The organism is Aliiroseovarius sp. Z3, from assembly GCF_029105185.1.
Taxonomy (GTDB): Bacteria; Pseudomonadota; Alphaproteobacteria; order Rhodobacterales; family Rhodobacteraceae; genus Aliiroseovarius.
Map to the genome: position 1 here is coordinate 165,644 of NZ_JAFMZK010000001.1, position 25,647 is coordinate 191,290.

Annotated in this window: 27 protein-coding genes; 11 read left to right on the plus strand and 16 right to left on the minus strand. The window is 59.3% G+C overall.

All coding sequences use genetic code 11. The features are described from left to right. Positions 1-7: 7 nt before the first annotated feature. A complete protein-coding gene (gene mnmA / locus J3R80_RS00810) occupies positions 8-1,162 on the plus strand; it encodes a tRNA 2-thiouridine(34) synthase MnmA (RefSeq protein ID WP_275391853.1) in 1,155 nt (384 codons plus the stop codon). Positions 1,163-1,268: 106 nt separating this feature from the next. Beyond that, complete coding sequence (locus tag J3R80_RS00815) at positions 1,269-1,757, plus strand: DUF2059 domain-containing protein (protein WP_275391854.1); 489 nt, start codon at positions 1,269-1,271, stop codon at positions 1,755-1,757. A gap of 25 nt (positions 1,758-1,782) precedes the next feature. Here the strand turns inward: J3R80_RS00815 and lpxB are convergent, their stop codons facing one another. From lpxB to pyrH, 13 genes are all read right to left on the minus strand, one after another. After that, entirely contained in the window at positions 1,783-2,958 is a 1,176-nt protein-coding gene (gene lpxB / locus J3R80_RS00820) for a lipid-A-disaccharide synthase (RefSeq protein WP_275391855.1), read from the minus strand. Beyond that, positions 2,955-3,770, minus strand: a complete 816-nt coding sequence (gene lpxI, locus J3R80_RS00825) for a UDP-2,3-diacylglucosamine diphosphatase LpxI (protein ID WP_275391856.1) — start codon at positions 3,768-3,770, stop codon at positions 2,955-2,957. Before lpxI ends, lpxB begins: the two co-directional genes overlap by 4 nt. Before the next feature lie 9 nt (positions 3,771-3,779). Continuing rightward, complete coding sequence (lpxA, locus tag J3R80_RS00830) at positions 3,780-4,589, minus strand: acyl-ACP--UDP-N-acetylglucosamine O-acyltransferase (protein WP_275391857.1); 810 nt, start codon at positions 4,587-4,589, stop codon at positions 3,780-3,782. 3 nt (positions 4,590-4,592) lie between these two features. Further along, positions 4,593-5,060, minus strand: coding sequence for a 3-hydroxyacyl-ACP dehydratase FabZ (gene fabZ, locus J3R80_RS00835; protein WP_275391858.1), 468 nt, complete (start codon positions 5,058-5,060; stop codon positions 4,593-4,595). An 80-nt stretch (positions 5,061-5,140) separates the two neighbouring features. Next, on the minus strand, positions 5,141-5,902 hold the full coding sequence (locus J3R80_RS00840) for an OmpH family outer membrane protein (protein WP_275391859.1): 762 nt from the start codon (positions 5,900-5,902) through the stop codon (positions 5,141-5,143). After that, on the minus strand, positions 5,856-8,144 hold the full coding sequence (gene bamA / locus J3R80_RS00845) for an outer membrane protein assembly factor BamA (RefSeq protein ID WP_275391860.1): 2,289 nt from the start codon (positions 8,142-8,144) through the stop codon (positions 5,856-5,858). The genes J3R80_RS00840 and bamA overlap by 47 nt, the downstream gene beginning before the upstream one ends. A gap of 324 nt (positions 8,145-8,468) precedes the next feature. Continuing rightward, a complete protein-coding gene (locus tag J3R80_RS00850; RefSeq protein WP_275391861.1) occupies positions 8,469-8,597 on the minus strand; it encodes a hypothetical protein in 129 nt (42 codons plus the stop codon). Positions 8,598-8,715: 118 nt separating this feature from the next. Next, on the minus strand, positions 8,716-10,056 hold the full coding sequence (gene rseP, locus J3R80_RS00855; protein ID WP_275391862.1) for an RIP metalloprotease RseP: 1,341 nt from the start codon (positions 10,054-10,056) through the stop codon (positions 8,716-8,718). Positions 10,057-10,089: 33 nt separating this feature from the next. Further along, on the minus strand, positions 10,090-11,280 hold the full coding sequence (gene dxr, locus J3R80_RS00860) for a 1-deoxy-D-xylulose-5-phosphate reductoisomerase (protein WP_275391863.1): 1,191 nt from the start codon (positions 11,278-11,280) through the stop codon (positions 10,090-10,092). Positions 11,281-11,293: 13 nt separating this feature from the next. Beyond that, positions 11,294-12,112, minus strand: a complete 819-nt coding sequence (locus J3R80_RS00865; protein WP_275391864.1) for a phosphatidate cytidylyltransferase — start codon at positions 12,110-12,112, stop codon at positions 11,294-11,296. Between the two features lie 123 nt (positions 12,113-12,235). Next, positions 12,236-12,991: an isoprenyl transferase gene (locus tag J3R80_RS00870; protein WP_275391865.1), complete on the minus strand. Its 756-nt coding sequence runs from the start codon at positions 12,989-12,991 to the stop codon at positions 12,236-12,238. 42 nt (positions 12,992-13,033) lie between these two features. Continuing rightward, on the minus strand, positions 13,034-13,600 hold the full coding sequence (gene frr, locus J3R80_RS00875) for a ribosome recycling factor (RefSeq protein ID WP_275391866.1): 567 nt from the start codon (positions 13,598-13,600) through the stop codon (positions 13,034-13,036). A 153-nt stretch (positions 13,601-13,753) separates the two neighbouring features. Next, positions 13,754-14,443 carry a UMP kinase gene (gene pyrH, locus J3R80_RS00880; protein ID WP_275392246.1) on the minus strand — a complete coding sequence of 230 codons (690 nt, stop codon included), beginning with the start codon at positions 14,441-14,443 and terminating at the stop codon, positions 13,754-13,756. A gap of 201 nt (positions 14,444-14,644) precedes the next feature. On the opposite strand from pyrH, the gene miaA reads away from it, so the two are divergent. The 4 genes from miaA to J3R80_RS00900 all read left to right on the plus strand — a co-directional run bounded on the left by miaA (position 14,645) and on the right by J3R80_RS00900 (position 17,773). Next, positions 14,645-15,544: a tRNA (adenosine(37)-N6)-dimethylallyltransferase MiaA gene (miaA, locus tag J3R80_RS00885; protein ID WP_275391867.1), complete on the plus strand. Its 900-nt coding sequence runs from the start codon at positions 14,645-14,647 to the stop codon at positions 15,542-15,544. Positions 15,545-15,746: 202 nt separating this feature from the next. Next, positions 15,747-16,553, plus strand: a complete 807-nt coding sequence (locus J3R80_RS00890; protein WP_275391868.1) for an AraC family transcriptional regulator — start codon at positions 15,747-15,749, stop codon at positions 16,551-16,553. Between the two features lie 276 nt (positions 16,554-16,829). Beyond that, positions 16,830-17,375 (plus strand): VOC family protein, encoded by a 546-nt coding sequence (locus J3R80_RS00895; protein WP_275391869.1) that lies wholly within the window; start codon positions 16,830-16,832, stop codon positions 17,373-17,375. A gap of 50 nt (positions 17,376-17,425) precedes the next feature. Then, a complete protein-coding gene (locus J3R80_RS00900; RefSeq protein WP_275391870.1) occupies positions 17,426-17,773 on the plus strand; it encodes an antibiotic biosynthesis monooxygenase in 348 nt (115 codons plus the stop codon). Here the strand turns inward: J3R80_RS00900 and J3R80_RS00905 are convergent. After that, the gene (locus J3R80_RS00905) at positions 17,770-18,312 is read right to left on the minus strand and encodes a lytic transglycosylase domain-containing protein (RefSeq protein ID WP_343075810.1); all 543 of its coding nucleotides are present in this window, start codon (positions 18,310-18,312) and stop codon (positions 17,770-17,772) included. The two genes, J3R80_RS00900 and J3R80_RS00905, sit on opposite strands and share 4 nt — an antisense overlap. A 279-nt stretch (positions 18,313-18,591) precedes the next feature. Between J3R80_RS00905 and ssb the strand changes: the two genes are divergently transcribed. After that, the gene (ssb, locus tag J3R80_RS00910) at positions 18,592-19,065 is read left to right on the plus strand and encodes a single-stranded DNA-binding protein (protein WP_275391872.1); all 474 of its coding nucleotides are present in this window, start codon (positions 18,592-18,594) and stop codon (positions 19,063-19,065) included. A 51-nt stretch (positions 19,066-19,116) separates the two neighbouring features. Here ssb and aroB read toward each other — a convergent pair whose 3' ends face one another. Next, positions 19,117-20,226 (minus strand): 3-dehydroquinate synthase, encoded by a 1,110-nt coding sequence (aroB, locus tag J3R80_RS00915; protein WP_275391873.1) that lies wholly within the window; start codon positions 20,224-20,226, stop codon positions 19,117-19,119. A gap of 1 nt (position 20,227) precedes the next feature. Beyond that, a complete protein-coding gene (locus J3R80_RS00920) occupies positions 20,228-20,773 on the minus strand; it encodes a shikimate kinase (RefSeq protein ID WP_275391874.1) in 546 nt (181 codons plus the stop codon). Positions 20,774-20,817: 44 nt separating this feature from the next. On the opposite strand from J3R80_RS00920, the gene J3R80_RS00925 reads away from it, so the two are divergent. From J3R80_RS00925 to J3R80_RS00940, 4 genes are all read left to right on the plus strand, one after another. Further along, positions 20,818-21,027, plus strand: a complete 210-nt coding sequence (locus J3R80_RS00925; RefSeq protein WP_275391875.1) for a hypothetical protein — start codon at positions 20,818-20,820, stop codon at positions 21,025-21,027. Beyond that, positions 21,017-22,630, plus strand: a complete 1,614-nt coding sequence (locus tag J3R80_RS00930) for a hypothetical protein (RefSeq protein WP_275391876.1) — start codon at positions 21,017-21,019, stop codon at positions 22,628-22,630. The genes J3R80_RS00925 and J3R80_RS00930 overlap by 11 nt, the downstream gene beginning before the upstream one ends. Next, on the plus strand, positions 22,627-23,565 hold the full coding sequence (locus J3R80_RS00935; RefSeq protein WP_275391877.1) for a site-specific tyrosine recombinase XerD: 939 nt from the start codon (positions 22,627-22,629) through the stop codon (positions 23,563-23,565). The genes J3R80_RS00930 and J3R80_RS00935 overlap by 4 nt, the downstream gene beginning before the upstream one ends. 122 nt (positions 23,566-23,687) lie before the next feature. Then, on the plus strand, positions 23,688-25,637 hold the full coding sequence (locus J3R80_RS00940) for a DEAD/DEAH box helicase (protein ID WP_275391878.1): 1,950 nt from the start codon (positions 23,688-23,690) through the stop codon (positions 25,635-25,637). The last annotated feature ends 10 nt before the right edge of the window (positions 25,638-25,647 follow it).

Sequence of the window (25,647 nt, forward strand, 5' to 3'; positions counted from 1 at the left end):
ACTGGTCATGTCCACGACCGTGAAAATGCAAGACGCCCCGGCGCTGAATTCACTGGGCTTCGCCAAACCGCCCGCCGAGACCCGTGTCGTGGTGGCGATGTCGGGCGGCGTGGACAGCTCGGTCGTGGCCGCGATGCTGGCCGAGGAAGGCTATGACGTGATCGGCGTGACCTTGCAGCTTTACGATCACGGTGCAGCCCTGGCAAAAAAAGGTGCCTGCTGCGCCGGAATTGACATTCACGACGCCCGCCATGTCGCTGAATCCATGGGATTTCCGCATTATGTGCTGGACTATGAAAACATCTTTCAGGACGCCGTGATCGAAGAATTTGCCGATAGCTATTTGGGCGGGGCCACGCCTGTGCCCTGCATCCGCTGCAACGAGCGGGTGAAGTTCAAAGACCTGTTGGAAACCGCGCGTGATCTGGGCGCCGATTGTATGGCGACAGGACATTATATCCAACGCGCCGACGGTGCGGTCGGGCCGGAACTGCACCGCGCCGCCGACCCTGCCCGCGACCAAAGCTATTTCCTGTTCTCGACCACGTCAGAGCAGCTGGACTATCTGCGGTTCCCCTTGGGTCACCTGAAAACCAAGGATGAAACCCGCGCACTTGCCCGCAAATACGGGCTTGAGGTTGCCGACAAACCCGACAGTCAGGACATCTGCTTCGTGCCGGACGGAAACTATGCGGGTGTGATTGAAAAACTGCGGCCCGGTGCCGCCGAACCCGGTGACATCGTGCATGCCGACGGGCGTGTGCTGGCGCGTCACGACGGCGTCATCCATTACACAATCGGGCAACGTCGTGGCCTGGGGATTGGAGGACTGTCCGAGCCGCTTTACGTGGTCAAACTGGACGTGGACGCAAAACAAGTGGTCGTTGGACCAAAGGAAATGCTGGCCACCCGCACCGTTCCGGTGCGCGAGATCAACTGGCTGGGCGACGAGCCGTTCACCGCACGCAAGGAATGGCATATGGGCGTCAAAATCCGCTCAACCCGCCCCCCGCGCGAGGCGATCATCCGTCCGATTTCGGACACCGAGGCCGAGGTTGAACTCCTGACCCCAGAAGAAGGCGTCAGCCCCGGTCAAGCCTGTGTGTTCTATGCACCTGACGGGTCGCGGGTCTTTGGTGGTGGCTGGATCTGGCGCGGCTAGGTCCGGTATAGCCCCGACATTTCGCCCCACACTTAACCAATGTGATTGCAGCACATGTGGGATCGGACGAGTATGCTTGGAAAATGACACCTGAAAAGGATTTCCAATGCGCAAACTGCTTCCCGCCTTCGCCATCGCCGCCCTTCTGGGCTCGCCGCTCTTGGCGGAAGAGAGCTATGAACAACGTCTGGCGATTGCCACCGGATATATCGAAGCCACGCTGGAAGATATCGACATGGAAGCGATGGTGAAAACCATGTGGCAGCCACTTGTGGCCGATGTGACCGCCAAGGGTATTCCGCTGAACGATGATCAGATTGCCCGGATTGACCAGCTTTATCAGGATGAAATGACCGGTCCGATGTATGACATCATGCGTGATCAGGCCGCGGTGATGGCAGAGCTGTTCACGTTTGACGAGATCAAAGCCATTCGCGATTTTTATGCGACCGATCTGGGCCGCTCGGCGATGAGCAAACTGCCGCAAGTGACCGAGCGCCAAACCCCGATGGTGTTGAAGATGGTGCAGGAGAAAATGCCCGAGATCATTCCGAAAGTTCAGGCGATCCTGAGTGAAGGCAACGAAGCTCAATAAAATCTGATCCGCCACGGGTGGCGCGTCAGGCGGTTTGTCCCCGTGCCACCACTTCCAGAACGGAACGCGCCGCCCGAAGACCCGGTGCCTCGCCCCCTTTGCCAAGGCGGTCCATGGTCAACGCCATCGCGTCTTTCTGGGCCGACGGGTCGGCCAGTGTCGACAAAAGCGCCGGGGCAATCTGCTCGGGCGTGCAGTCGCGGCCCAGAAACTCGGGCACCACCCGCGTGTCGGACACCAGATTGACCAATGTGACGGTATCCACCTTCAACAGACGTCCGATCAACAACCGGCTGAGCCAGTTCATGTCATAGGCTATCACCATAGGCGTGCCGGCAGCGGCCAGTTCCAAGGACACGGTGCCCGACGCTGCAAGCGCCACGTCCGCCGCCCGAAACGCTGCCCGTTTTTGATCCGCCTGTTCCGCAGGGATCAGGATCGGCCGCACCGGCCAGTTGGCCGTCATGTCGCGCACCAACTCGTCCACGCCTTGCGCCACCGGAAGCGCAACCTTCAGATTGGGGTGGTCGCGTTGAACACGGCCCAAGGTTTCACCAAATCGCCCTGACAGGCGCGTGACCTCGCCTTTGCGCGATCCGGGCAGCGCCAAAATCAAGGGGCCATCGTCAATGCCATTCTGGTCGCGAAACGCCTGTGCCTCGGTATCCGAGGCCGTGGGCTCGGCCACAACTGGATGACCGACGAAATCGCAGCTCATCCCTGCGGCTTCCATATAGGGCGGTTCAAACGGCAGAAGCGCCAGGACATGGTCGATCCATTGCGCCATTTTCTCGGCGCGTTTCGGACGCCACGCCCAGACCGAAGGGGCGACGTAATGGACGGTCGGAATATCATGGCCAAAGGTCAGGCCTTCAACTTCGTCTTCTTTCACGATCCGAGCCACACGCAGGCAGAAATCCGGGCTGTCGATTGTGATCAACACATCGGGGTTCGCGGCGATGACCGCCTCGGCGGTTTCGCGGATGCGGCGTTTCAAATGGAAATACTTGGGCGCAACCTCGGCAATGCCCATAATGGACAACTCGGACATGGGAAAGCGTGATTGCAGACCTTCCGCCGTCATCGCGCTGCCGCCGATGCCAAGGAACTCGACCTCGTCCACCAGCGTCTTCAGCCCGGCCATCAACGCGGCCCCCAAACGGTCACCCGAGGGTTCGCCAGCGATCAGAAAGACTTTCATGTCGCCGCCCCGCGCACGTCCAGAAACAGGTCATGCGCCTTGATCAGCCGCGTAACCTCGTCCTGATCCATGACGATCACGTCGCCCGCAGGGATGACGATGCCCCCCAGACCGGCCTTGGCCACCGCTTCAACGGTCGCCGGACCGATGGTCGGGATATCCATCCGTTCGTCCTGTCCGGGCTTCGAGCGTTTAACGAACACGCCGCGCGCACCTTGCTTCAGATGCTCGGGGGTCTGCCCCACGAATTCCAGCAAAGCGTCGGTGCCCTGAATGGTTTCAATGCCCAAACACTGGCCGCCAGCCACCACAGCGCCTTGCGCCAGGTCTTCGGCAACCAGCGTGGTCAGGATGGACCAAGCACGATCTGCATCGCGGCGATCCTGATCGCTGGGCGTGCGGCCGATAATGGTCGCATCCAGACTTAACCCCTGCGCGACATCCGTTGCCGCCACGACCTGAAAGCCCTGTTCCTCGAACACTTCAGCCACGAGGCGAAGAAGGGCATCATCGCCCTTGCCCAAAACGGCTTTGACCCGCGGAAACAGGCCCAGCGTCACGCGATCCATCCGAAGCGGGTTCAGCTTGGGCCGGTCGACCTTGCCCGCAAAAACCACACGCACGACCCCTGCCCCGCGCATTGCCTTGAACAAGGCGCCCAGCTTTTCATAGCTCGCCTCGACCAGTTCATGCCTGCCCGGGGGGACCACCTCGACCCCCTTGATTGTGACGAACAACGCGTCCGGATTGCTGGCGGCAATGCGCTGCGGCAAGTCCCCGGTTCCAGCGATGATGGCAAGGCGGTCGGTCATGGGTTTCGGCTATTTCGGCGTCAGGAAGCCGCGATCGCTGTCGCCGGTGACAAAGGCGACCAGCTCGCGGACATAGTCGCTGTCGGCCCCGTCTGCCAGCCCGGCAGCCCGGTCGCGAAACGAACCCTCGCCTGTTTTCAATACCTGCAAGGCCGAACGCAAAGCCGAGATATCGGCCCGCGCCACCCCGCGCCGCTTTAAACCGACAAGATTTAACCCATCCAGTTCCGCGCGCGGTCCCTGCACCAGACCATAGGGCAACACATCTGCCGTCACCATTGACAAGGCGCCAATGATGGCGCCGCGCCCAATGCGGATCCATTGATGCAGACCCGACAAGCCACCGACGATCACATCGTCTTCGATGACCACATGGCCAGCCACGGCGACATTGTTCACCAGAATGACGTTGTTGCCGATCTGCGCATCATGAGCCACGTGACAGCCCGCCATGAACAGCCCGTCATCCCCGATGCGGGTGACATAACCACCACCGGCAGTGCCGGTGTTCATCGTGACATGTTCACGGATGCGGTTGCGCTTGCCGATCACAAGGCGGGTGTCCTCGCCAGCGAATTTCAGGTCCTGCGGGATTTCTCCGATCACCGAAAAGGAAAAGATCACGGTCTCGTCACCGATCTCGGTATCGCCCGTGATCACCACATGCGACTTCACCTCGACCCCGGCGCCAAGCCGAACCTTAGGCCCGACAACGCAGAACGGACCGATCCGGCAATCAGGACCGATCACAGCACCGTTTTCTATGATTGCACTGGCATGAACCTGAGCAGTGGGATCAATACCCCCGTTGGCAGTCATCGGTCAGCCTTTCCCGCCCGTCACGTCGATCATTGCCATGAAAGTCGCCTCGCAGGCCAGTTCATCACCCACCATCGCACGACCGTCAAACTTCCAGACTTTTGCGCCGCCGCGAATGGTTGTGATATGCAGTTCAAGCACGTCGCCCGGCACCACCTTGCGACGGAACTTGGCCGTGTCGATCCCCATGAAATAGACAACCGCCCCCGACCCGACAAGGCCCAAGGACAGCGACACCATCACCGCCGACGTTTGCGCCATCGCCTCGATGATCGTGACACCCGGCATGATCGGCAGGCCGGGGAAATGCCCCTGAAAATGCGGCTCGTTCATCGTGACCATCTTGATGCCCTTGGCAAATTCCTTGGCGCGAATATCCTCGACCCGATCCACCAGCAAAAACGGATAACGGTGGGGAATACATTGTTGGATCAACTGAATATCGGCGGTGCTGGGCACGTCTGATGTCATGGTCACGTCCTTTTAATAAGGGGCTCTTGCTGGCCCAGTCCTATCTGACTACCAGTCTGGAACGGCTGAAACAATTGCAATCAGTTCTCGGTCGATGTGCCGTCCGGGGTCGCGTCGCCCAATGGAAAGGCGGGCATTTCAGGCGCAGGCTGATCGGGACTCGCAGCCTCTCCCGCAGGGGTTGAGGGCGTGCTGTCTTGCAGATCGCTTCCGTCACCCAGCACCTGATCGATGCGTTCCACGGCAAGCTTGGTGATATCAATGTTGCGTGTGGTCAGCAAAATGGCGCGTCGATCAAGGATCACAACGGCACCCAATTCGCGCACCAGTTGACCCAGAATCGGGCCGATGCGGTCAAAGAATGCGGCCTGTTCGCGCTCCAGCGTACGAACAAATTCTTGTTCTCGCTCGGTTCCTTCGGTGCGCAGTGCCTGAACCTTCTTATCAAAAGCCTCGGCGAGCTTGCGAAATTCTTCGGGGGACATGGTGTCCCGTTTGTCCGTCAGATCGCGTTCTTCCTTGACCAAGGCCTCTTCGACCTTGCGCGTTTCGCTGGCCAGCCGCACCCGTTCGGCTTCGACGGTTTCGACCACCCGACGTCCGTACTGCGTGTCCGAAAACAGGCTTTGCCGATCAATGGTTACGATCTGAGATACCGCACTGCCCGTTTGCTGGGCAATTACCGGCGCGGGAGCGGATCCAAAGATCGCACCCGCGGCCAACGCACCCAACATCCGGCTGCCATAGTGCAGCAATCCGCGACGAGCGTATCGCAACGCCATCCGGATCACCGGATCAGAACTCGGCCGAGATCGTAAGCTCGAAATTGTTCTCTTCGTCATACTCTTCCTTGGCCAACACGTGCGAGAAGTTGAAACGAAGCGGACCAATCGGCGTGTCCCAGAAAATTGACGCCCCAATCGCGGATCGCAGATGGGCGCTGTCATCAATCGTGCCGCCCAACGTGTCGTCCAATCCCCACAACGTGCCTGCGTCAAGGAACAAACCGCCTGAGATGCCGTATTCTTCGGGCAATCCGATAGGGAATTGCGCTTCAAGACGGGCCGCCGCGAACTTATTGCCGCCCAGCGTATCCTGATTGATCGCCGTCAAATCCCGTGGGCCGATCCCGTTGGTCGCAAAACCGCGCAGCTTGGACGGGCCAAGGCGGAAACGGTCGGTCACCCGCGACGCGCCGCCATCCAAGCCGTGGATAATCCCGCCCTCGATCGTTGCCGTCAGCGTCACCTGATCATTCCAGACCTTGGTCCGTGCCTGCGCCAGCGCAGTTGCGCGCGCATACTGATAATCTGCGCCAAACCCGCCAAGATCGCCGTCGAACTGCAGAAGATATCCACGGTTCGGATCCAGCCCGGTGCGGCGTGTGTCATAGCTCCAGGTCAACCCGACACCAGCACCCACCTGTCGCCCGCGTGCGCCTTCGTTTTTCAGAATCTGCGAGCTGTCGGCATCGACATCCGTGATTTCTGCGCCGTCGCCATAGACACGCAACCCAAGCCGCGAATACTCGCTGATCGGAAACGAGATCGATGGCCGCAACGCCAGTGACCGCGTATTATAGAAAGAGGATGCGAAAGCCGTTTCCTGATAATAGGCTTCGAACCCCAACTCCAGATCCCGATCCAGGAAGTTCGGTTCCGCAAACTTGAACGAGAAGCTCGAGTTATCTTCGCCACTTGAATAGCTGGCGCTGATGAACTGGCCACGACCAAGGAAATTGCGTTCGCGGAATGCGATGTTCAGACCGAATCCGTTTTCAAGGCTATAGACACCACCGAAGCTGAGCGATCCGGTCGGGGCTTCTTCAACATCGACGTCGATCACCACTTGATCCGGAGCCGATCCTTCACGCGCCTCGACGTTTGAATTCGAGAAATAGCCAAGCGCGCGGACGCGTTCCGCCGCTTCGCGAATTTCGCGCGGGTTGAACGGGTCACCTTCAACCACGCGGAACTGGTTGCGCACCACCCGGTCAAGCGTAGTCGCGTTGCCTTCAATGTCGATCCGTTCGACGATGATGCGTGGCCCGCGAACAAGAACAAGATCAATGTCCAGGGTGCGGGCGCGTTCGTTACGTGTCACGCGCGGTTCAACGCGCACAAAATCCTGACCATTGCGGATGGCCAGACGTTCCATGCGCGCAATCGCGTTGTCCATCAGAGCAGGGCTATAGACGACACCCGAACGCAGCTTATGCACCGCCTGATAGTCAGCCGCATCGACACCGTTCACTTCGGACGAGGTGGTGATGTTGCCAAACCGGAACTGTTGCCCTTCCTGTACCGAGAAGGTGATGAAAAACGCGTCGCGTTCGCGGGAAAATTCGCTTGTGACACCCGTGGTCTTGAAATCCACATAACCGCGGGACAGATAGAAATCGCGCAACACCTGCTTGTCGAACTCGATCCGTTCAGGGGCATAGGTATCGGCCCGGATCAGAGCACGCAGGATACCGGCTTGCTTTGTTTCAAGAACCCGCCGCAGACGGCTGTCGGAAAACTGGCGGTTGCCAACGAAAGACAGACGTTCGACTTCGACATTCCTGCCTTCCACGACTTCGAACACAAGATCGACGCGGTTGTTTGACCGACGGATGATTTTCGGCGTGACCTGTGCAGCCAACCTGCCCTGCGCCTGATACAGTTCGGTGATTGTTTGAACGTCCAGCTCGGCGTTGGACGGGTTGTACACCTGACGCGGTTGGGATTTGAGCAACGGGGTAAAGACGTCGTCTTTGACCTTCCGGTTCCCTTCGACCGACACGACATTGATCGTGGGGTATTCGCGGACCTTTACGACCAGCGTATTGCCGCGGGGCAGGATTTGGACATCTTCAAAAAGGCCTGATCCGACAAGGCGTTGATATCCGTCATTCAACCGCGCCGCCGACACCGCTTCGCCTTGAGCGATTCCCAGATACGAAAGGATGGTGGCAGCCTCGATCCGCTGCGTGCCTTCAATCTCGATCCGCTGGAACGCATATGTCTGCGCAACTGCGACCTGCGGCACCGTGACCGTAACCCCGGAAATTGCTAGAAAAAATGCCAGTCCGCCGCTGGTCAAAAAACCTTTTGCGCCGCGCCCAGTTGTCTTGAAACGGTTGCTGCTCAACCCCTTATCAAATGTCATCGTGTTTACTTTCCCCAGACATCCCAGTGCCAATGTGGATAAGGGGTTGTGACGATCTTGTCAAAGCGCGAAAGCAGACTTTCGGAGGGGGGCGGCAGAGCGCCAATTTGACCCGTGCGGAACACCCGACGATGAATAGGTTGGGGATATCTCTTTCAAAACCTGAAAGGCCCCGGACAAGACAAAACCCGCGCACAGGTAAGCTGCGGCGGGTCACTGTACCGGAGGTGCCCGATTGGGCATCCGTCCTGACGTGATCTACATGAAGCTATGCAACGCCGCACTCAGCCCAAGGGCGGCGGTAATCGCGCCCGCGAAGAAAAAGCGGTCCCAGTTGAGATCAACCAAAACAGCCAATGCGGTCGATCCTCGATCCATTCTGTCCATAATCAAATCCTTTCAACGAGTCGCACCGGGTGGCTTGCTAAAAGGATAAGAAAGGATTGCGGCGTCACCGCTTCAGAATTATGGCAAGAATATGGCGAATACCCTGTTCGGGAGGGCTTTATGGACAAAACAGATCGTTTGTGACCCCAAACACCATCAACGACAGCACCAGAGACAGACCAATCGCCAGCAAGACATTCAAAACCCTGTCAGACGGCGCATTGCCAGTCACGGCCTCCCACGCATAGAAAACCAGATGTCCACCATCCAGAACCGGGATTGGGAAGAGATTCAAAAGACCGATGGCGGTGGACAGCATCGCGATGAAACTGATGAAACTGGTCGCCCCCAAAGACGCCGCCTGCCCCGAGACCTGAGCGATCCCAATCGGGCCGGACAGGTTACAACTTGAGATCGCGCCAGTGATCATATGCCAAAGCCCCGACAAGCTGGCGTTGATGATATAGATTACCCGGTCAGCACCCGAAACAAGGCTTTCCCAAACGCCGGGCGTGCGGGTTGCCGGCTCAAACACCATGCCCGACGTGATTCCGATCAGCCAACGGGTTTCAAACCCACCATCGGCGCTGGGGATATCCTGCCGCCGCGGGGTGAGTGTCACCTCAAGCGGCGCACCGTCGCGCACGATACCCAGCGTGAGCGGAGCACCATCGCCATTCACCACGACCTCGCGCAGCGTGTTGAAGGTGGGCACGGGGGTGCCATCAACCGTCGCGATAAAGTCGCCTTCCTTCAACCCGGCATCAATTGCTGCTGATTGTGGGCTGACCGAACCAACAAGGGCTGGAAACGGATGGGTGGCCGTCAGGCTGATCACCTGCCCATCGCGCCGGACCTGATAGTCGATCAGGGCGGTGTCGGGCAGTTCTTCGACCAAGGCGGCAAATTCGGCCAACGGTGGTGTTTCAATCCCGGCAATCGACAGGATTTCATCACCGGGGCGCAAGCCGTCCTCCATCCCCGGCACGTTCAGCGGTGTGGCAACCGACAAAGGGTCACGCGCCACGCCTGTGGCCAGGGCAAGTCCGGCAAAAACGATGATGGACAGGATAAAGTTGAACACCGGCCCCGCCGCCACGGTCGCCGCCCGCGCCCACAGCGGGGCACCGTGCATGGTGTGGCGGCGTTCTTCATCACTCATGGCCGCCATCGCGCTTTCGTCTGCGCTGCCCGACGCGACATTTGCGTCCCCGCGAAACTTCACATACCCGCCAATCGGGAACGCCGCGATCTGCCAGCTGGTCCCGTGTCTGTCCTTTTTCGAGGCCAATACAGGCCCCATCCCAATGGAAAACACATCCGCTTTGATCCCGGACCAGCGTCCCACGATGTAGTGGCCGTATTCGTGCACCGCCACAATCACGGTCAACGCCGCCAGAAACGCCAAGATCGTAAAGGCGAGGTTTCCGAAATCGGGAAGCAACCCGGTCAGTTCCATGGGGGGTTCTCCTGCTCTTGTTCTATTGGCCGTTTACACGGCGGGGCGGGTGTCGATCACCTGTTGCGCGGTTCTGCGTCCCATTTGGTCGGCAGCGCGGACATTATCAAGGGTCATTGCGCCCTGCATCAGGGACACATCTGCGTCAAGGCGTGTCAAAACCTCTTCAACCACCGTGGCCATATCCATGAAGCCAATGCGACCAGCGATGAATTCGTCCAGCGAAACCTCTTTCGCGGCGTTGAAGATCGCACCGCATAGCCCGCCCGTTTTCATCACGCCGCGGGCCAAACGCAAAGCAGGGTATCGCTCTTCATCCGGGGCGCGAAATTCCAGCGTCGCAATCCTGGCCAGATCCAGACGATCCACAGGCAAATCGCGACGATCCGGCCAATGCAGCGCATATCCGATGGCATGGCGCATATCCGGTGCACCCAGATGCGCCATCAACGCGCCGTCATTGAATCCGACCAGGGCATGAACAAGGCTCTGCGGATGCACGACCACTTCGATCTGATCCGGATGAAAGTTAAAAAACTCTTTTGTTTCGATGACTTCCAGAGCCTTGTTGAACATGGATGAGCTGTCGATCGTGATGCGCTGCCCCATGTCCCAATTGGGATGTGAACTGGCTTCGGCCAGCGTCGCATGGGCAAGCTTGCCCAGCGGCCAGTCGCGAAACGCCCCGCCCGAGGCGGTGATGATCACCCGCTCTACCGCCGCCATGTCTTCACCCACCAGCCCCTGGAACACCGCCGAATGCTCGCTATCTACGGGAAGAATGCGGGCGTGATGGGCCTTGGCGGTTGCCATGATCAATGGACCGGCGGTGACCAAGCTTTCCTTGTTTGCCAGCGCCAGCGTGGCACGCGCCTCAAGCGCACGCAGTCCGGGCAGAAGCCCTGCGGCCCCCACAATCGCAGACATTACCCAATCGGCTGGTCGTGTGGCCGCTTCTTCAATCGCCGCCTCGCCCGCTGCCACCTCGATCCCCGATCCGGACAAGGCCTCGCGCAGGGCGGGCAGGTTTTCTTCATGCGCTGTGACCGCGATATCGGCGCGCAGCCGGATCGCATCCTGTGCCAACTGCGCCACGTTCTGCCCACCCGTCAGTGCAACAACATCATAGGCATCGGGATCGCGGGCGATCAGGTCAATCGTGGATTGCCCAATGGATCCGGTCGCCCCAAAGATCGAGACCTTGCGCTGCCCTGTCAGTGTCATACGCCCTGCCCTGTCATCCAGCCGAGGTCATAAGGGATGCAACCCCCATGAGCAGCACCAGCACCGCCGCGGCACCGATCATCGCATCAAACCGATCCAGCACGCCCCCGTGGCCGGGAATAAGGTTCGAGCTATCCTTGATGCCCATCTTACGTTTGATGGCGCTTTCAGCAATGTCACCCATTTGTCCGGCAAAGGCGATCAATGGGGCAAACATGGCTTCCGCCAACGTAAACACGCCGAAACCTGCTGCGATCAGTCCGATCAGCAGTGCCCCGACCCAACCCGCGATCGTTCCCGACCATGTTTTCTTGGGGCTGACCCGTGGCCAGAACTTCGGCCCACCAACCATCCGCCCGATGAAATAACCGGCAACGTCGGACATGATGATGATCAGCAGGAACCAGATCAGGATCTCTTCCGGTCCCATGACGACAAAGCCCAGCCCCGCCAGCATGATCAGGCTGCAATAGCCAAAAAACAGCAACTTGTGCTGCTTTATTAAACCGGCACCCAACAGCGGCGGAAGCAGCAGAAGCAGGGTCGTAGGGGCAATCAGGCTGGCTGAAGAGGTTGTCATATCAAACCTTTGCCCTGCCAGAAACATCGCGATAGCTGCCAAGCCCCCCAATAGAACGAATATGCGCGGCGGCACGGGGTGCAGTATTCTTCCGAATTCTCCGACACATAATCCGATCACCACGCTGATCATGATCAGGAAAACCGGGTTGCCAAGGGCAACCGCCGCGATGGCAATCCCCGCCATAACAACGGCTGAAAGCACACGCGGTGCAAGGTCGGACCATTTCGAGGAAGGATTGGCGCTTGTCATGCGGGGTTTATGACACTCACGCGCCCAGCCCTCAAGCGGTTGATCGCGCGGGCGTTGGGCAGAAGAACGGCGTGGCGCAAATGTCGCGCCTTGGACCGACTGCTCAGCAGCAGAATAGTGATGTCACTCGGCCGCTGTCTCGACCGCACCAAAGCGACGCTCGCGCCCAGCAAACCGGTCGACCACCTCTTCAAACACATCGGCGGAAAAATCAGGCCAGAGCGTATCAATGAACTCGTATTCCGCATATGCGGATTGCCACAGAAGGAAGTTCGAAATCCGTGCCTCGCCAGATGTTCTGATCACGAGGTCCGGGTCAGGCAAAACACATGTATCCAAATAGCTTGTGAGCGTTTGTTCATTCACGCTTTCCGGGTCAAGCTTGCCCGCCGCCACGTCCAGCGCCATACGGCGCGTCGCGCGCGCAACTTCGTCCCGGCCCCCATAGTTCAGGGCGATGGTCAGATGAACGCGGTCATTGTCTTGGGTCAGGGCCTCAAGCTCGTGCATCAGCGCGATCAGCTTTTTGTCCAGCCGGTCACGATCCCCGATAAAGCGCACGCGCACACCCTCGGCCAAAAGGGCGCGCGCCTCTTTCTGGATATAGCGGCGAAACAGGCTCATCAAACCGGCAACCTCGGTCTGCGTCCGTTTCCAGTTCTCGGTCGAGAACGCGAAGATGGTAAGATACTTCACATCCAGATCCGGGCAGGCCTCGACGATCTCGCGCACACGTTTGGCCCCTGCGTGATGCCCGAAAAGCCGGGGTTTTCCCCGGCTCTGCGCCCAGCGGCCATTGCCATCCATGATGATGGCAACGTGGTCAGGCGACTTTTGCGCCTTCTCTACCTTGTCCGCGGCTTTTCTGCCCATCGACATGCCCAACTCTGTTTTTCAAGATCACATTCGCCCGATATCGGGTCAAACCTGCATGATCTCTTCTTGTTTTACCTCAAGAGCCTTGTCGACGTTACCAACAAATTTGTCTGTCAGGCCCTGCACTTCATCATGCCAGAATTTGTGATCATCTTCACTCATTCCGTCATTTTTCGCCTTTTTAAGCTGTTCCATGCCATCGCGACGCACGTTGCGAATGGAAACGCGCGCGTGTTCGGCATATTGCGCGGCGACACGAGTCAGTTCGCGACGACGCTCTTCGTTCAATTCGGGGATCGGCAGCATGATGATCGTGCCATTCAGCTGCGGATTGATGCCCAACCCGCTTTCGCGGATCGCCTTTTCAACCGCGTTGACCAGCCCCTTGTCCCAGACATTGATGGTGACCATACGTGGTTCCGGCACGTTAACCGTGCCAACCTGGTTGATCGGCGTGCGCTGCCCATAGGCTTCGACCATGATCGGCTCCAGCATCGAAGCTGATGCGCGGCCCGTCCGCAACGATGCGAACTCTGTTCTGAGCGACGTAATCGCGCCGTCCATGCGGCGCTCAAGGTCGTCCATATCCAGTTCAAATTCTTCGTTTGCCATCTTGTGGCTTCCCCTTGTCTTCTTCTCGCACAAACGTCCGAGCGTCGTTGGCCCGGTATAACTCTACCGCCCATGGAATGTATAGGTCCGGTTCGCCGGACCCTGCACGGTGTTTCAATGGTTGGCGAAAAATCGCCCCACTGTCATCGCTGATCAGCTGCCCACACGCGTATAAGTGCCCATACCTGACAGAATGCCCCGGAACCCACCCGGTTCATCCAGTGAGAATACGATGATCGGCAGATTGTTGTCACGTGCCAGGGCGATGGCCGAGGCATCCATGACCCCAAGCCGCTTGGCCAGAACATCGTCATAGGACACATTGTCATAACGCACCGCATCCGCGTTCTTGACCGGGTCTTTATCATAGACGCCATCGACCTTCGTCCCCTTGAAGATCGCCTCGCAAGCCATTTCATTTGCACGCAAAGTTGCCGCCGTATCGGTGGTGAAATAGGGATTGCCTGTGCCCGCGGCGAAGATGCAGACACGGCCTTTTTCAAGGTGGCGAACGGCGCGACGACGAATATACGGCTCGCAGACCTGATCCATCGGAATGGCTGAAATCACGCGGGTGAAGACCCCCAACCCTTCCAGTGCTGACTGCATCGCCAGCGCATTCATGACGGTTGCCAACATACCCATGTAATCTGCCGTGGTGCGTTCCATCCCCTGGGCGGACCCCTGCAGGCCCCGGAAAATGTTGCCGCCACCAATCACCATGCAAATCTCGACGCCCATGTCGTGGACCGATTTGACCTCTTGCGCGATGCGTTCAACGGTGGGCGGGTTCAGGCCAAATCCTTGGTCCCCCATCAACGCTTCGCCGGAAATTTTCAGCATGACACGGTTATAGGTCGGTTGCTGGGTGTCTGCGTCGCTGTCTGACGCGTCCGAGCCCGGAACCCCTGAGGCTTTATCACTCATCGGTTGCCACTTTCTGGTTGTCGTGATTGTTTTGACGCAAAATGACCGATCAACGCACATTATTCAATGCGCGATCCGCGTCCCAATTAAAAAAGCCCCAGCGGGGCACGAGGCCACATGTCGCAAACCCGAATTGACATACCGACCATAGCCAGAAACGTCCCCAGGGACCGACCCGTGTTGATTGCGGGTCCAACCGCATCTGGAAAATCAGCCTTGGCGATGGCCATCGCCGAAGCCTCGGGCGGGGTGATCGTCAATGCCGACGCGCTTCAGATCTTCGACAACTGGCGCATCTTGACAGCCCGTCCGTCGCCCGAAGACGAAGCCCGCGTCCCGCATAAGCTTTATGGATATGTGCCGCGCAACTATCCCTTCTCTGCCGGGCACTGGCTGCGGGATGTTGCCCCGATCCTGAAAGGTCCGCTGCGTCCGATCATTGTCGGGGGAACCGGGCTGAACCTGAGCGCGCTGACCGAGGGGTTGGCGGACATTCCCCAGACCCCGCCCGAGATCCGAGTCGAGGGCGCCCGGCAGATGGCCGAAGGGGGATTGCCCGCCCTTCTGGCAGATCTGGACACCGAGACCCTTGACCGGATCGACCAGCAAAACCCGGCCCGCGTGGCCCGCGCGTGGGAGGTGCAGCGCACCACCGGACGCGGCTTGGCCAGTTGGCAAGACAGCACACCGCCACCGTTACTGCCGCTCGCGGAGACCTGCCCGTTCGTGTTTCACACCGACCGGGATTGGTTGCGTGACCGCATCGCACACCGCTTTGACCTGATGTTGGAACAGGGGGCGTTGGATGAGGCCCGCGCCAACCTTCCCAACTGGAACCCCAAAGACCCCAGCGCCAAAGCCATAGGTGCCGCCGAACTGATCGCCTATCTGAAAGGCGACGTGACACTTGAGGAGGCGCGCAATCGCGCAATCGTTGCCTCGCAACAATATGCCAAACGGCAACGCACATGGTTTCGGAAGCGGATGGGCAACTGGCAGGTGATTCCCCTGCCCTGACAACGGACCCGATCCCGCCCGCGGGCTATCCGTTATCATTTCTGCATCAATCCGCCGAAAACCCGCCGTTTGTCGCCCAAACCCTGTGGACAAGCTGTGGATAAGACGATTGCATAAAAAACCTCAGGACAGCGGCGTGTTTTTGGGATACCCATGATGCGTTGCATGTTATTGCCCGCATTTTACGTCTGACGCTGAACTCATGACCACATCCGATACCTTTTCGTCGCCCTTCCGTGTCTTGCCGCTTGCCCGGCTGGGAAGCGGTGGCCGGTGGCGAACCGAAGCGATGCGGTCTTACGGGGCACCGGTTCTGTTATGGTTTACCCGCGGTCAGGGCCGGATCACCGTCAATGGCGTGACCGCAGGCTATGGCCCGCATAACTGTCTGTTTTTACCCGCAGGCACCATGCACGGGTTCGAAATGTCCAATCAGGTCAACGGCACTATCGTCGTTTTCCCGCAAGGCAGCGAAGATGAGCTGGCGTTGCCGGACGAGGCCGTTCATATGCGCCTGCGCGAAGCAGACAAGCAGATGGTTCTGAACGGGCTGGTCGACGATTTGCAGCGCGAGATGGAAAATGGCACTGACACTGCGCGCCGTGCCATGATGTGCCATGCCGGCCTGTTGTCGGTGTGGTTAGAGCGGCAGTTGAGCGACACCAGAGTCGAACAATCCGAGATTGGAGCGTCAGGACGGCTGGTCAACGCCTTTACCGCATTGGTAGAGCAAGAATTCCACACCGACAAAACGGTGCGCGATTATGCGGCCGAACTGGGTGTCACCCCGACCCATCTGAGCCGTGTGTGCAACAAGACCTGTGGTCGACCGGCATCGGCGATCCTGCAAGACCGCATTCATTACGAAGCACGTCGCCTGCTGACCGAAACGCATATTCCCATCAAGGACATTGCGTCGTCGCTTGGCTTTGCGTCGGCGGCCTATTTTACCCGCGCGTTCCAGAAGCAGACCGGCACGACGCCATCCGCCTTTCGTAAAGGCGGCTAGGTTAAAGCGGCTGACAAGTCGGCATCGCGGGGGTAGTGTCGTCTGAAACACCTGTCAAAACGCCGCCCTGACGCCGGAAACCGAATGCCTCTTTCATGAAATATCGACGCGCCTCGGTGATTGAGCTGATCCTGAGCGCCTTTATCATCGTGACCTACGCCTACGCCCTGTCCCTTGCCCCGGCCTAGGCCGAAGCCCTTTTGTTTTCCGTGTTCATTCTATTCGTTGCGTTTGCAACGAGTTTATGGTAGTTAACAGCGAAACAGGAGGACACCGATGAAAATTGAACAGATCCACCATGTTGCCTATCGCTGCAAGGATGCGAAGGAAACTGTTGAATGGTATGGGAAAATGCTGAACATGGACTTTGTTTTGGCGATTGCCGAAAACCATGTACCATCGACCCATGAACCCGACCCTTACATGCACATCTTCCTTGATGCCGGAAACGGCAATGTGCTGGCGTTTTTCGAACTTCCGACCAAGCCTGAAATGGGCCGCGATCCGAACACGCCGATCTGGGTGCAACATATTGCCTTCAAGGTGAAGGACCGCGACGAACTGATTGAGTTCAAAGAACATCTTGAGAAAGAGGGTGTCGAGGTTCTGGGCGTCACCGACCATTCGATCTTCCATTCGATCTATTTCTTCGACCCCAACGGGCACCGTGTCGAACTGGCCTGCCCCGACCCGGAGGAAGAGGCCATGTTGGCCCGTATGGACGAGGTCAAATGGGACATGCTGAACGAATGGTCCCAGACCAAACGCGCGCCCAAACACGCCGAATGGCTGCATAAGAAAGAGCTGTCCGGGGTAGAATAGCACAGACCACCACTCTAATCTGGGCGCGACCATCAAAAGGACGCGCCCAGATGAGCCAAACCCGCTTCGCCCCCCTGCCAACACCCCCGTATTATGCCGTGATTTTCACCAATCAACTGGCCGATACCGCGCCCGGATACGAGGCGATGGCGAACAAGATCTTCCAACTTGCACAGGTTCAACCCGGTTATTTGGGTGCCGAAACCACGCGCGATGCATCTGGGCTTGGAATCACCGTATCCTATTGGGCGGATGAAGATGCCATTCTGGCGTGGAAGAAGGTGTCAGATCACCTGATTGCACAGAAAATGGGGATTGAACGCTGGTACGCGCGCTACAACTTGCGGGTCGCCAAGGTAGAACGTGCTTATTCCGGGCCCGAGGGACGTACGGTTTAACTGCCCAGAATGGCCCGGACATAGCCGCGGGTTTCTTTGTAGGGCGGCACGCCCGAGTATCTCTGCACCGCTTCCGGCCCGGCATTATAGGCCGCCAGCGCAAGCCGCCACGACCGGAACCGATCATATTGCTGACGCAGATAACGCGCCCCACCCTCAAGGTTCTGCGCAGGGTTATGGGGGTCAACACCCAGCTTGCGCGCGGTGAACGGCATCAACTGTGCCAGTCCAATGGCGCCGGCATGGCTGCGCGCGCGGGGGTTCCAGCCGCTTTCCTGCTGCACCAGACGCAGGAACAGGTCTTGCGGTATGCCGTGACGCTGCGCCGCGGCCTTGGCCAGTGCAAGATATTCGCCTTTGTATTTTCCGGTGAAGGACGGAATGCCATAGGTCGGCGTGGCGTCTTTGTTCGGCGTCAATCGCGTGCTGGCCGCATATTGCTGGGCTGCGCGCGTATCCAACACACGGGTTTGCGCCGCAAAGGCGGCCCGCCCGCCCGAGCTTGAGAACAGATTTTCCGCCATCGCAGCTTCGCCCATCGGCACGATGCCCGCTGCAAGACCCAAAATAGCCCCATATGTCTTCGAAAAAATCTTGCGCGACATGCCTGTCCCCTGAAAATCCTCGGGCGCAATATACGCAGTTTCGACTTTTTGGGAAAGAGGGTGCGGCATTTTGCAAAGTCACCCCCTTCATGGGCAGGAAAACCCGCCCTTCCGGGCCTGTTGATCTGTTGGCCTCATGGGGATTTCCGTTTTCCACTGCGCCATCACATGGTGTAACCATGAGGTCGAAATACAGAATCGAAAGGACGACGGATGGCGGGTTCGCTTAACAAGGTCATGCTCATCGGCAATCTGGGCGCTGACCCGGAAGTGCGCACATTCCAGAACGGTGGCAAGGTGTGCAACCTGCGCATTGCCACGTCAGAAACCTGGAAAGATCGCAACACCGGCGAGCGCCGCGAAAGAACCGAATGGCATTCGGTTGCCATCTTTTCCGAAGGGCTTGTGCGCGTGTGCGAACAATATCTGCGCAAAGGGTCGAAGGTCTTCGTCGAAGGCAAGCTGCAAACCCGTAAGTGGCAGGACCAGTCCGGCAATGACCGTTATTCGACCGAGGTTGTGCTGCAAGGATTTGATGGCACCCTAACCATGCTGGACGGGCGCGGCGAAGGTGGCGGTGGCGGTCAAAGCGGCGGCTATGGCGGTGGCAATCAGGGTGGTTATGGTGGTGGCGATTCCGGTCCTGCGCCCGCAGGCGGCGGTTTCGACGACGAAATCCCGTTCTGATCCCATCGAAAAGATCGACTTGCAGCCGCCCCTTGGGGCGGCTGTTTTTCGTTAACGTCCCGCCAAAGCGTCAGCCAGTACGGACCGCACCACGCCCATGTCCACATCGTCGGCCACGAAGGCGTCGCCAATGGCGCGTGCCAGAATGAAGCGCAGCTTGCCCTGTTCGACCTTCTTGTCCTGCCCCATCAGCGTGATCAGACCGGCGGTATCGGGCAGATCGCCCGGAATGTCCGACAGGTCCTTTTTCATACCCATCGCGGCCAGATGGGCGCGGAACCGTGAAGGGCTTTCCTGGCTGATCAGTCCCAACCGCGCCGAAGTCTCGAACGCCAACGCACAGCCGATGGCCACCCCTTCGCCATGCAACAGCCGGTCGGAATACCCCGTCGCAGCCTCCAGCGCATGGCCGAATGTGTGGCCAAGGTTCAGAAGCGCGCGGTCGCCCTGTTCGGTTTCGTCGCGCACGACGATGTCGGCTTTCATCTGGACCGAGCGGCGCACAGCCTCTTCCCGCAATGCCATATCGCCTGCGGCCAGTGCCGGGCCGTTCACCTCGAGCCATTCGAAGAATACACCGTCCCCCAGCCCGCCATATTTCACCACCTCGCCATACCCGGCCAGAAAATCGCGTTGGGTCAGCGTGCCCAGAACCTCGATATCCGCCAGCACCAGCGAGGGTTGGTGAAACGCGCCGATCAGGTTCTTGCCCTGCGGCGCGTTGATGCCGGTCTTACCCCCAACCGAACTGTCAACCTGCGCCAACAGCGAGGTGGGCACCTGCACAAAGCGCACACCACGGCGCAGAATCGCAGCCGCAAACCCCACCAGATCGCCGATCACGCCGCCGCCAAAGGCGATGACCATATCGTTCCGCTCGACCCGCTCATCCAACAGCCATTCCACCGTTTGCATAAGGAAAGGCCAGCTTTTCGTTCCCTCGCCGGGTGGCAGGATCAGTGCTTCAGAGGAAATCCCCTCGACCGAAAGACCATCTTGCAATGATGCCAGATGCAGTTCTGCGACGGTCTGTTCGGTCACGATCCAGACCCTCGGCCGTTTCAGCAGATGTGCAATCTCGGCACCCGCGCGCGACAGCAACCCCGGTCCGATCCGCACGTCATAGGCGCGATCATCAAGTGGCACATGAACCGTGGTCATGTCAGGTCTCCTCAAGCACATCGGGCCGGGTCAGCAACGCCGTCACCACCGCATTCGCCATATCCGAAATCGAAAAATTGCGCTGGGCCTCGACCGACAGGTCGGCCTTTGCATAGACGGGCACGCGGGTGTCATAGATCTGGGTCAACGTTGCCTTGGGATCAGGGGTGCGCAGCAAGGGACGCGTATCCTTGTGCCTGACCCGCGCCCAGAGCAAATCAAGATCGGCGTTCAGCCAAACCGCGACCCCGCGGTCCGAGATCATTTTCCGGTTCGGCTCGGACATGAACGCCCCGCCCCCGGTCGAGAGCACCGCGCGCTCAGTATCCAGCAAACGGCCGATCACTTCGGATTCGCGCTTGCGGAAAAACGCTTCCCCATCCCGTTCGAAAATCTCGGCAATGGACATGTTGGCGGCGCGCACAATCTCTTCGTCGCTGTCCAGAAACGGCACATGAAGACGGTTGGCCACGGCCTGTCCGACCGCGGTCTTGCCCGCCCCCATCATGCCCACCATGACGATGGATTTCTTCAACTTGAATGCCAAAACGGCGCCCACTTGCCCAAATATGAATTTCTTTCCTGAATGGCGTGATCTTACAGGAAATGCCATATATAAATTCAGACAAAACACCACTTGAGGCAGAAAATGGGTGGAACGACATGCTGATCCGTTTGATCAAGCTTATATTCTTTTTGGCAATCGTTGGCTTTATCGGCCTGACCGGTTTCGCGTTCTTTGGCGACATGGCACCAAGGTCCGCACCGCAAAGCAGTACTGTGACGTTGAATGGCGGCTGAACGGCGAAGGGACGGACAATCAGGACGCGCCGCTTTTCTGAGCGGCGCGCTGTTGTGTGTTCTGGGCGGTTTGGCAACCCCTGTGGCGGCACAGACCCAGCAAGGCACTGGTCCCTTGTCGGCCATCGACTGGTTGTCGGACAGCATCGCGCTGCCCCCTCCGTCATCGGATAACGCCATTCTGCCCCCGGCACTGGATGAACCGGCCACAAGCACCGGGGCATCGGTCGCCGAGGTGACGATGGCACTGTTGGAAACGCCCGTTCTGGATGCGGTCGGACTGTTGCCCGGCGTGGTGACGGGGCTTCCGCGTGATCTGTGGGGTATGTCACGCCCTGACGACCTTGCGCGCCGCATATCGACACTTGATCTGGACCTGCAACCGGCGATGCAGGATCTGCTACACAAGCTGATGCTGGCAGAGCTTGATCCGCCTAAAGGCGCCAGCGCCGGCGAGGATCGCTTGTTCCTGGCGCGGGTCGACCGGCTGTTGTCTTTGGGCGCGTTGGATCAGGCCGAGGCCTTGCTCGCGCGCTCCGGCTCGGTGAATCCACGGGTCTTTCGACGGGCCTTTGACACGGCGCTGTTGCTGGGCAACGAAGACCTCCAATGCACAACCCTGCGCGCCACGCCTGAACTGAGCCCCACCTATCCAGCACGGGTGTTCTGTCTGGCCCGTAGCGGCGATTGGGATGCCGCGGTGCTGACCTTGGAAACCGGGCGGGCGCTGGGGTACATCAGCGATGAAGAAGATGCGCTGCTGGCACGGTTTCTGGATCCGGACCTGTTTGAAGGTGAACCAGACCTGCCCCGGCCTGATCATCCGTCGCCCCTGACCTTCCGGATGTTCGAAGCCATCGGGTTGCATATCAACACGGTCTCGCTCCCACTGGCATTTGCGCAGTCCGACCTGCGCGCCAATATCGGCTGGAAGGCCCGGGCCGAAGCCGGCGAGCGATTGGCCCGTGTGGGGGCCGTGACCGAGAACCAGCTTCTCGGCCTCTATTCCGAACGCAAGCCGGCGGCCTCGGGCGGTATTTGGGACCGGATGAGCGCAGTAAATCGCGTTGAAACGGCCTTGGCGACAGGTAACGACGAACAAACTGCCCATGCGGTTCTGAACCTGTGGACCCATTTGGAAGAAAGCGGGCTTGAGGTGCCATTCGCGCAAATCTTCGGTCCCGAGATCGCCGCACGCAACCTGCCCGGCAAAGCGGGCGACATCGCGCTGCGGCTTGGGCTTCTGTCTGCAGATTACGAAAAGGTTGCCGAAGCGGCGCAACCTGCTGCGACTGACACGCTTGCGCCGATCCTTTTGGACATTGCACGTGGACAAACCGCGGATTTGACCGCGATCGATGATCGCACCCGCGCGGTGTTGGAAGGGTTTGCCGCCACCAACCTTCCGGTCCGCCTACGCTCGCTGGTCGAGCAGGACCGGCTGGGCGAGGCCATCCTGCGCGCGATTGATCTGTTCACGTCGGGAAGCAATGGCGACTTGGATGAGTTGACCGATGCGCTGGCCTTCTTCCGTCAGATCGGTCTGGAACAGGTGGCCCGACAGGCCGCGCTCGAATTTCTGATCCTTGAGAGGCGCGGATGAACGCCGACCATGCCCGCTGGATTTCGACCTTTCTGGAAGCCCAGGCGGCCGAGCTTGATGCGTCCGAAAACACACTGTTGGCCTATGGGCGCGACCTGAAAGGGTTTGCTGAGTTTGCGGATGAGAAAAGGATCGGGTTTGCTGACATAACCCGCGCCGACATCGAAGCCTTCATGGTTGATTGCGACACGATGGGGCTGGCGCAATCAACCCGCGCGCGCCGCCTGTCTGCCATCAAGCAGCTTTACCGCTTCGCTTATGAAGAAGGGTGGCGCACAGACAATCCGGCGATCAAGATCAAGGGGCCGGGGCGGGCGAAATCCTTGCCAAAAATCCTGAGCGAAGATCAGGTTGAGGCGTTGTTGACCACCGCCCGCAATCACGGCCGCAACCGTGACGACCACCTGCGCAACACCTGTCTGATGGAATTGCTTTATGCCACCGGGATGCGGGTCAGTGAACTGGTCACCCTGCCCGTCGCCGCCGCACGGGGCGAACCGCATATGCTGCTGGTCAAGGGCAAGGGCGGCAAGGAACGTATGGTCCCCCTGTCCGCCCCGGCCCGCGATGCATTGGCCGCATGGCTTGCCGCCCGTGACGGGGCCGAGGATGACGCACGCATAAAGACAGGCGCGAAACCATCGCCTTTTTTGTTTCCATCGGGTGGCAAAACCGGTCATCTGACCCGCCATCGTTTCTATGGCTTGATCAAAGAGATCGCCGTGGCCGCAGGCGTTTCGCCCGCAGCGGTGACGCCCCACCGTTTGCGCCATGCCTTCGCCACCCATCTTCTGGCGCATGGCGCGGACCTGCGATCCATCCAGACCCTTCTGGGGCATGCCGACATCTCGACCACCGAGATTTACACACATGTGCTTGAGGAACGCCTGAAAGACCTTGTCCTGACCCACCATCCCCTTGCGGACACGGATTAGAACGTTATTGCGCTATACAATCGCGCGCGGACAGGCTATCAGCCCGCTTTCGCCCCTGCATCGCAGACCCACCGTGACGGATCACCCGTCCCTCCCCACCGAGACAACAGAATTGATCGCCCGTGAAACAGCTTATCTCTGACGCGCTTGCCGAGCGCGGATATGACACCCTGACCCCCGTCCAGACCGCCGTGTCCGACCCGGCATTGCAAGGCGTGGACCTTTTGGTGTCGGCGCAGACCGGATCGGGCAAGACAGTCGGTTTCGGCCTTGCCATTGCCCCCGTATTGTTGGGCGACGACAATCAGTTCGGCGCCGCCGCCAGCCCGCTGGGTCTGGTCATCGCCCCCACACGTGAACTGGCGATGCAGGTGAAACGCGAACTGCATTGGCTGTTTGCCAAGACCGGCGCAGTGGTTGCGTCCTGTGTGGGCGGCATGGACATGCGCGATGAACGCCGCGCTTTGGCTCGTGGTGCCCATATCGTGGTTGCCACACCGGGACGTCTTCGCGATCACGTCATGCGCGGTTCGATTGATCTGACAGCCTTGCGCAGTGTCGTTCTGGACGAGGCTGACGAAATGCTGGACCTCGGTTTCCGCGAGGATCTTGAGTTCATTCTGGACGAAACCCCCGACGATCGACAAACGCTGCTGTTCTCGGCGACGGTGCCGAAAAGCATCGCCTCGCTTGCCGCGCGGTATCAAAAAGACGCACAACGCGTGACCACTGTGGCCGAGAAAAGCCAGCACAGCGACATCGAATATCGCGCCATGGCGGTGGCCCCGCGCGACGGCGAAAACGCGATCATCAACGTGTTGCGGTATTTTGAAGCGCCCAACGCCATCATTTTCTGCAACACCCGCGCGATGGTCAGCCGATTGGCGACCCGCCTGTCGAACCGGGGCTTTTCGGTCGTGGCACTGTCGGGCGAGTTGACCCAGAACGAACGCTCCAACGCGCTGCAATCCATGCGTGACGGGCGGGCGCGAATCTGTGTGGCAACGGATGTGGCCGCGCGCGGGATCGACCTGCCGAAACTTGATCTGGTGATCCATGCCGAACTGCCAAACAACCATGAAACCCTGCTGCACCGGTCTGGACGGACCGGGCGCGCGGGCCGCAAGGGTGTCAGCACACTGATCGTGCCGCCCGCCGCCCGCAAGAAAGCCGAGCGTCTGTTGCGGTTCGCGAAGCTGACGGCGGAATGGGGCCCCGCCCCATCGGCACAAGAGGTTCACGCGGAAGATCAGAAACGCATACTGGCTGACGAGGTCTGGCAACAGGAACCGACAGCAAACGAAGCCGCCTTGGCCGAAGAACTGGTTGCGCAATTCACCCCCGCGCAACTGGCCACCGCGTATCTTCAGCTTTACCACACGGCCCACGCGGCGCCCGAAGAGCTGTCCGATGTCAAAACGAAACCGGAAGAGCGCAAGCCGTTTGGGCCAAGCGTTTGGTTCACCCTTGCCAAGGGCCGCAATCAAGGGGCCGACCCGCGCCACCTTCTGCCAATGCTGTGCAAGGCGGGTAATATCACCCGCAACGACATCGGTGCCATTCGCATTCAGGACGACAAATCTTATTTCGAGGTGAAAGAATCTCAAGTCGACGGGTTCCTGTCCACCCTCGGTGCGGGCATGACAATCGAGGCGTTCGCCGTCGAACGTTTGGACACGGCTCCCGACCTTGGACGCCCCGGCAAACCTGCGCCACGTGGTAAACCGCGCAAGTTTGAGAAGGCGGATCCCAAGCCCCACCGCAAGGGGCCGGGCAAAGCTGGCGCGCCGTCCGAACGTAGGCCCAACCCCAAGCACAAGTGGAAGGACGACAAGGACGCCGACCGCCCGGTCAAGGCCTACGCCAAATCGAAAGACGAGAATCGGAAACCCCGCACGGCGTCCAAATCCGATGGCGACAAGCCCAAGGGAAAACGTCCGGCCGACCGCAAAAAAGGACCGCCGCCGCCCAAAGGCAAGCCGAACAGCAAGAAGAACCGGGCGCGTGCCGCCGCCAAGGCAATCGCGAAAGCCAAAGGGGGTGACAGTGCCCCGAAACGGCGCAAGACCTAGAAGGTTCCGG

What these genes read in the sequence shown, in the direction of transcription:
- mnmA (WP_275391853.1), top strand. Translation starts at nt 8, where the DNA reads ATGTCCACGACCGTGAAAATGCAAGACGCCCCGGCGCTGAATTCACTG.
- J3R80_RS00815 (WP_275391854.1), top strand. Translation starts at nt 1,269, where the DNA reads ATGCGCAAACTGCTTCCCGCCTTCGCCATCGCCGCCCTTCTGGGCTCG.
- lpxB (WP_275391855.1), bottom strand. Translation starts at nt 2,958, where the DNA reads ATGAAAGTCTTTCTGATCGCTGGCGAACCCTCGGGTGACCGTTTGGGG.
- lpxI (WP_275391856.1), bottom strand. Translation starts at nt 3,770, where the DNA reads ATGACCGACCGCCTTGCCATCATCGCTGGAACCGGGGACTTGCCGCAG.
- lpxA (WP_275391857.1), bottom strand. Translation starts at nt 4,589, where the DNA reads ATGACTGCCAACGGGGGTATTGATCCCACTGCTCAGGTTCATGCCAGT.
- fabZ (WP_275391858.1), bottom strand. Translation starts at nt 5,060, where the DNA reads ATGACATCAGACGTGCCCAGCACCGCCGATATTCAGTTGATCCAACAA.
- J3R80_RS00840 (WP_275391859.1), bottom strand. Translation starts at nt 5,902, where the DNA reads ATGACGAAGAGAACAATTTCGAGCTTACGATCTCGGCCGAGTTCTGAT.
- J3R80_RS00850 (WP_275391861.1), bottom strand. Translation starts at nt 8,597, where the DNA reads ATGGACAGAATGGATCGAGGATCGACCGCATTGGCTGTTTTGGTTGAT.
- rseP (WP_275391862.1), bottom strand. Translation starts at nt 10,056, where the DNA reads ATGGAACTGACCGGGTTGCTTCCCGATTTCGGAAACCTCGCCTTTACG.
- dxr (WP_275391863.1), bottom strand. Translation starts at nt 11,280, where the DNA reads ATGACACTGACAGGGCAGCGCAAGGTCTCGATCTTTGGGGCGACCGGA.
- J3R80_RS00865 (WP_275391864.1), bottom strand. Translation starts at nt 12,112, where the DNA reads ATGACAAGCGCCAATCCTTCCTCGAAATGGTCCGACCTTGCACCGCGT.
- J3R80_RS00870 (WP_275391865.1), bottom strand. Translation starts at nt 12,991, where the DNA reads ATGTCGATGGGCAGAAAAGCCGCGGACAAGGTAGAGAAGGCGCAAAAG.
- frr (WP_275391866.1), bottom strand. Translation starts at nt 13,600, where the DNA reads ATGGCAAACGAAGAATTTGAACTGGATATGGACGACCTTGAGCGCCGC.
- pyrH (WP_275392246.1), bottom strand. Translation starts at nt 14,443, where the DNA reads ATGCTGAAAATTTCCGGCGAAGCGTTGATGGGGGACCAAGGATTTGGC.
- miaA (WP_275391867.1), top strand. Translation starts at nt 14,645, where the DNA reads ATGTCGCAAACCCGAATTGACATACCGACCATAGCCAGAAACGTCCCC.
- J3R80_RS00890 (WP_275391868.1), top strand. Translation starts at nt 15,747, where the DNA reads ATGACCACATCCGATACCTTTTCGTCGCCCTTCCGTGTCTTGCCGCTT.
- J3R80_RS00895 (WP_275391869.1), top strand. Translation starts at nt 16,830, where the DNA reads ATGAAAATTGAACAGATCCACCATGTTGCCTATCGCTGCAAGGATGCG.
- J3R80_RS00900 (WP_275391870.1), top strand. Translation starts at nt 17,426, where the DNA reads ATGAGCCAAACCCGCTTCGCCCCCCTGCCAACACCCCCGTATTATGCC.
- J3R80_RS00905 (WP_343075810.1), bottom strand. Translation starts at nt 18,312, where the DNA reads ATGGGCGAAGCTGCGATGGCGGAAAATCTGTTCTCAAGCTCGGGCGGG.
- ssb (WP_275391872.1), top strand. Translation starts at nt 18,592, where the DNA reads ATGGCGGGTTCGCTTAACAAGGTCATGCTCATCGGCAATCTGGGCGCT.
- aroB (WP_275391873.1), bottom strand. Translation starts at nt 20,226, where the DNA reads ATGACCACGGTTCATGTGCCACTTGATGATCGCGCCTATGACGTGCGG.
- J3R80_RS00930 (WP_275391876.1), top strand. Translation starts at nt 21,017, where the DNA reads ATGGCGGCTGAACGGCGAAGGGACGGACAATCAGGACGCGCCGCTTTT.
- J3R80_RS00935 (WP_275391877.1), top strand. Translation starts at nt 22,627, where the DNA reads ATGAACGCCGACCATGCCCGCTGGATTTCGACCTTTCTGGAAGCCCAG.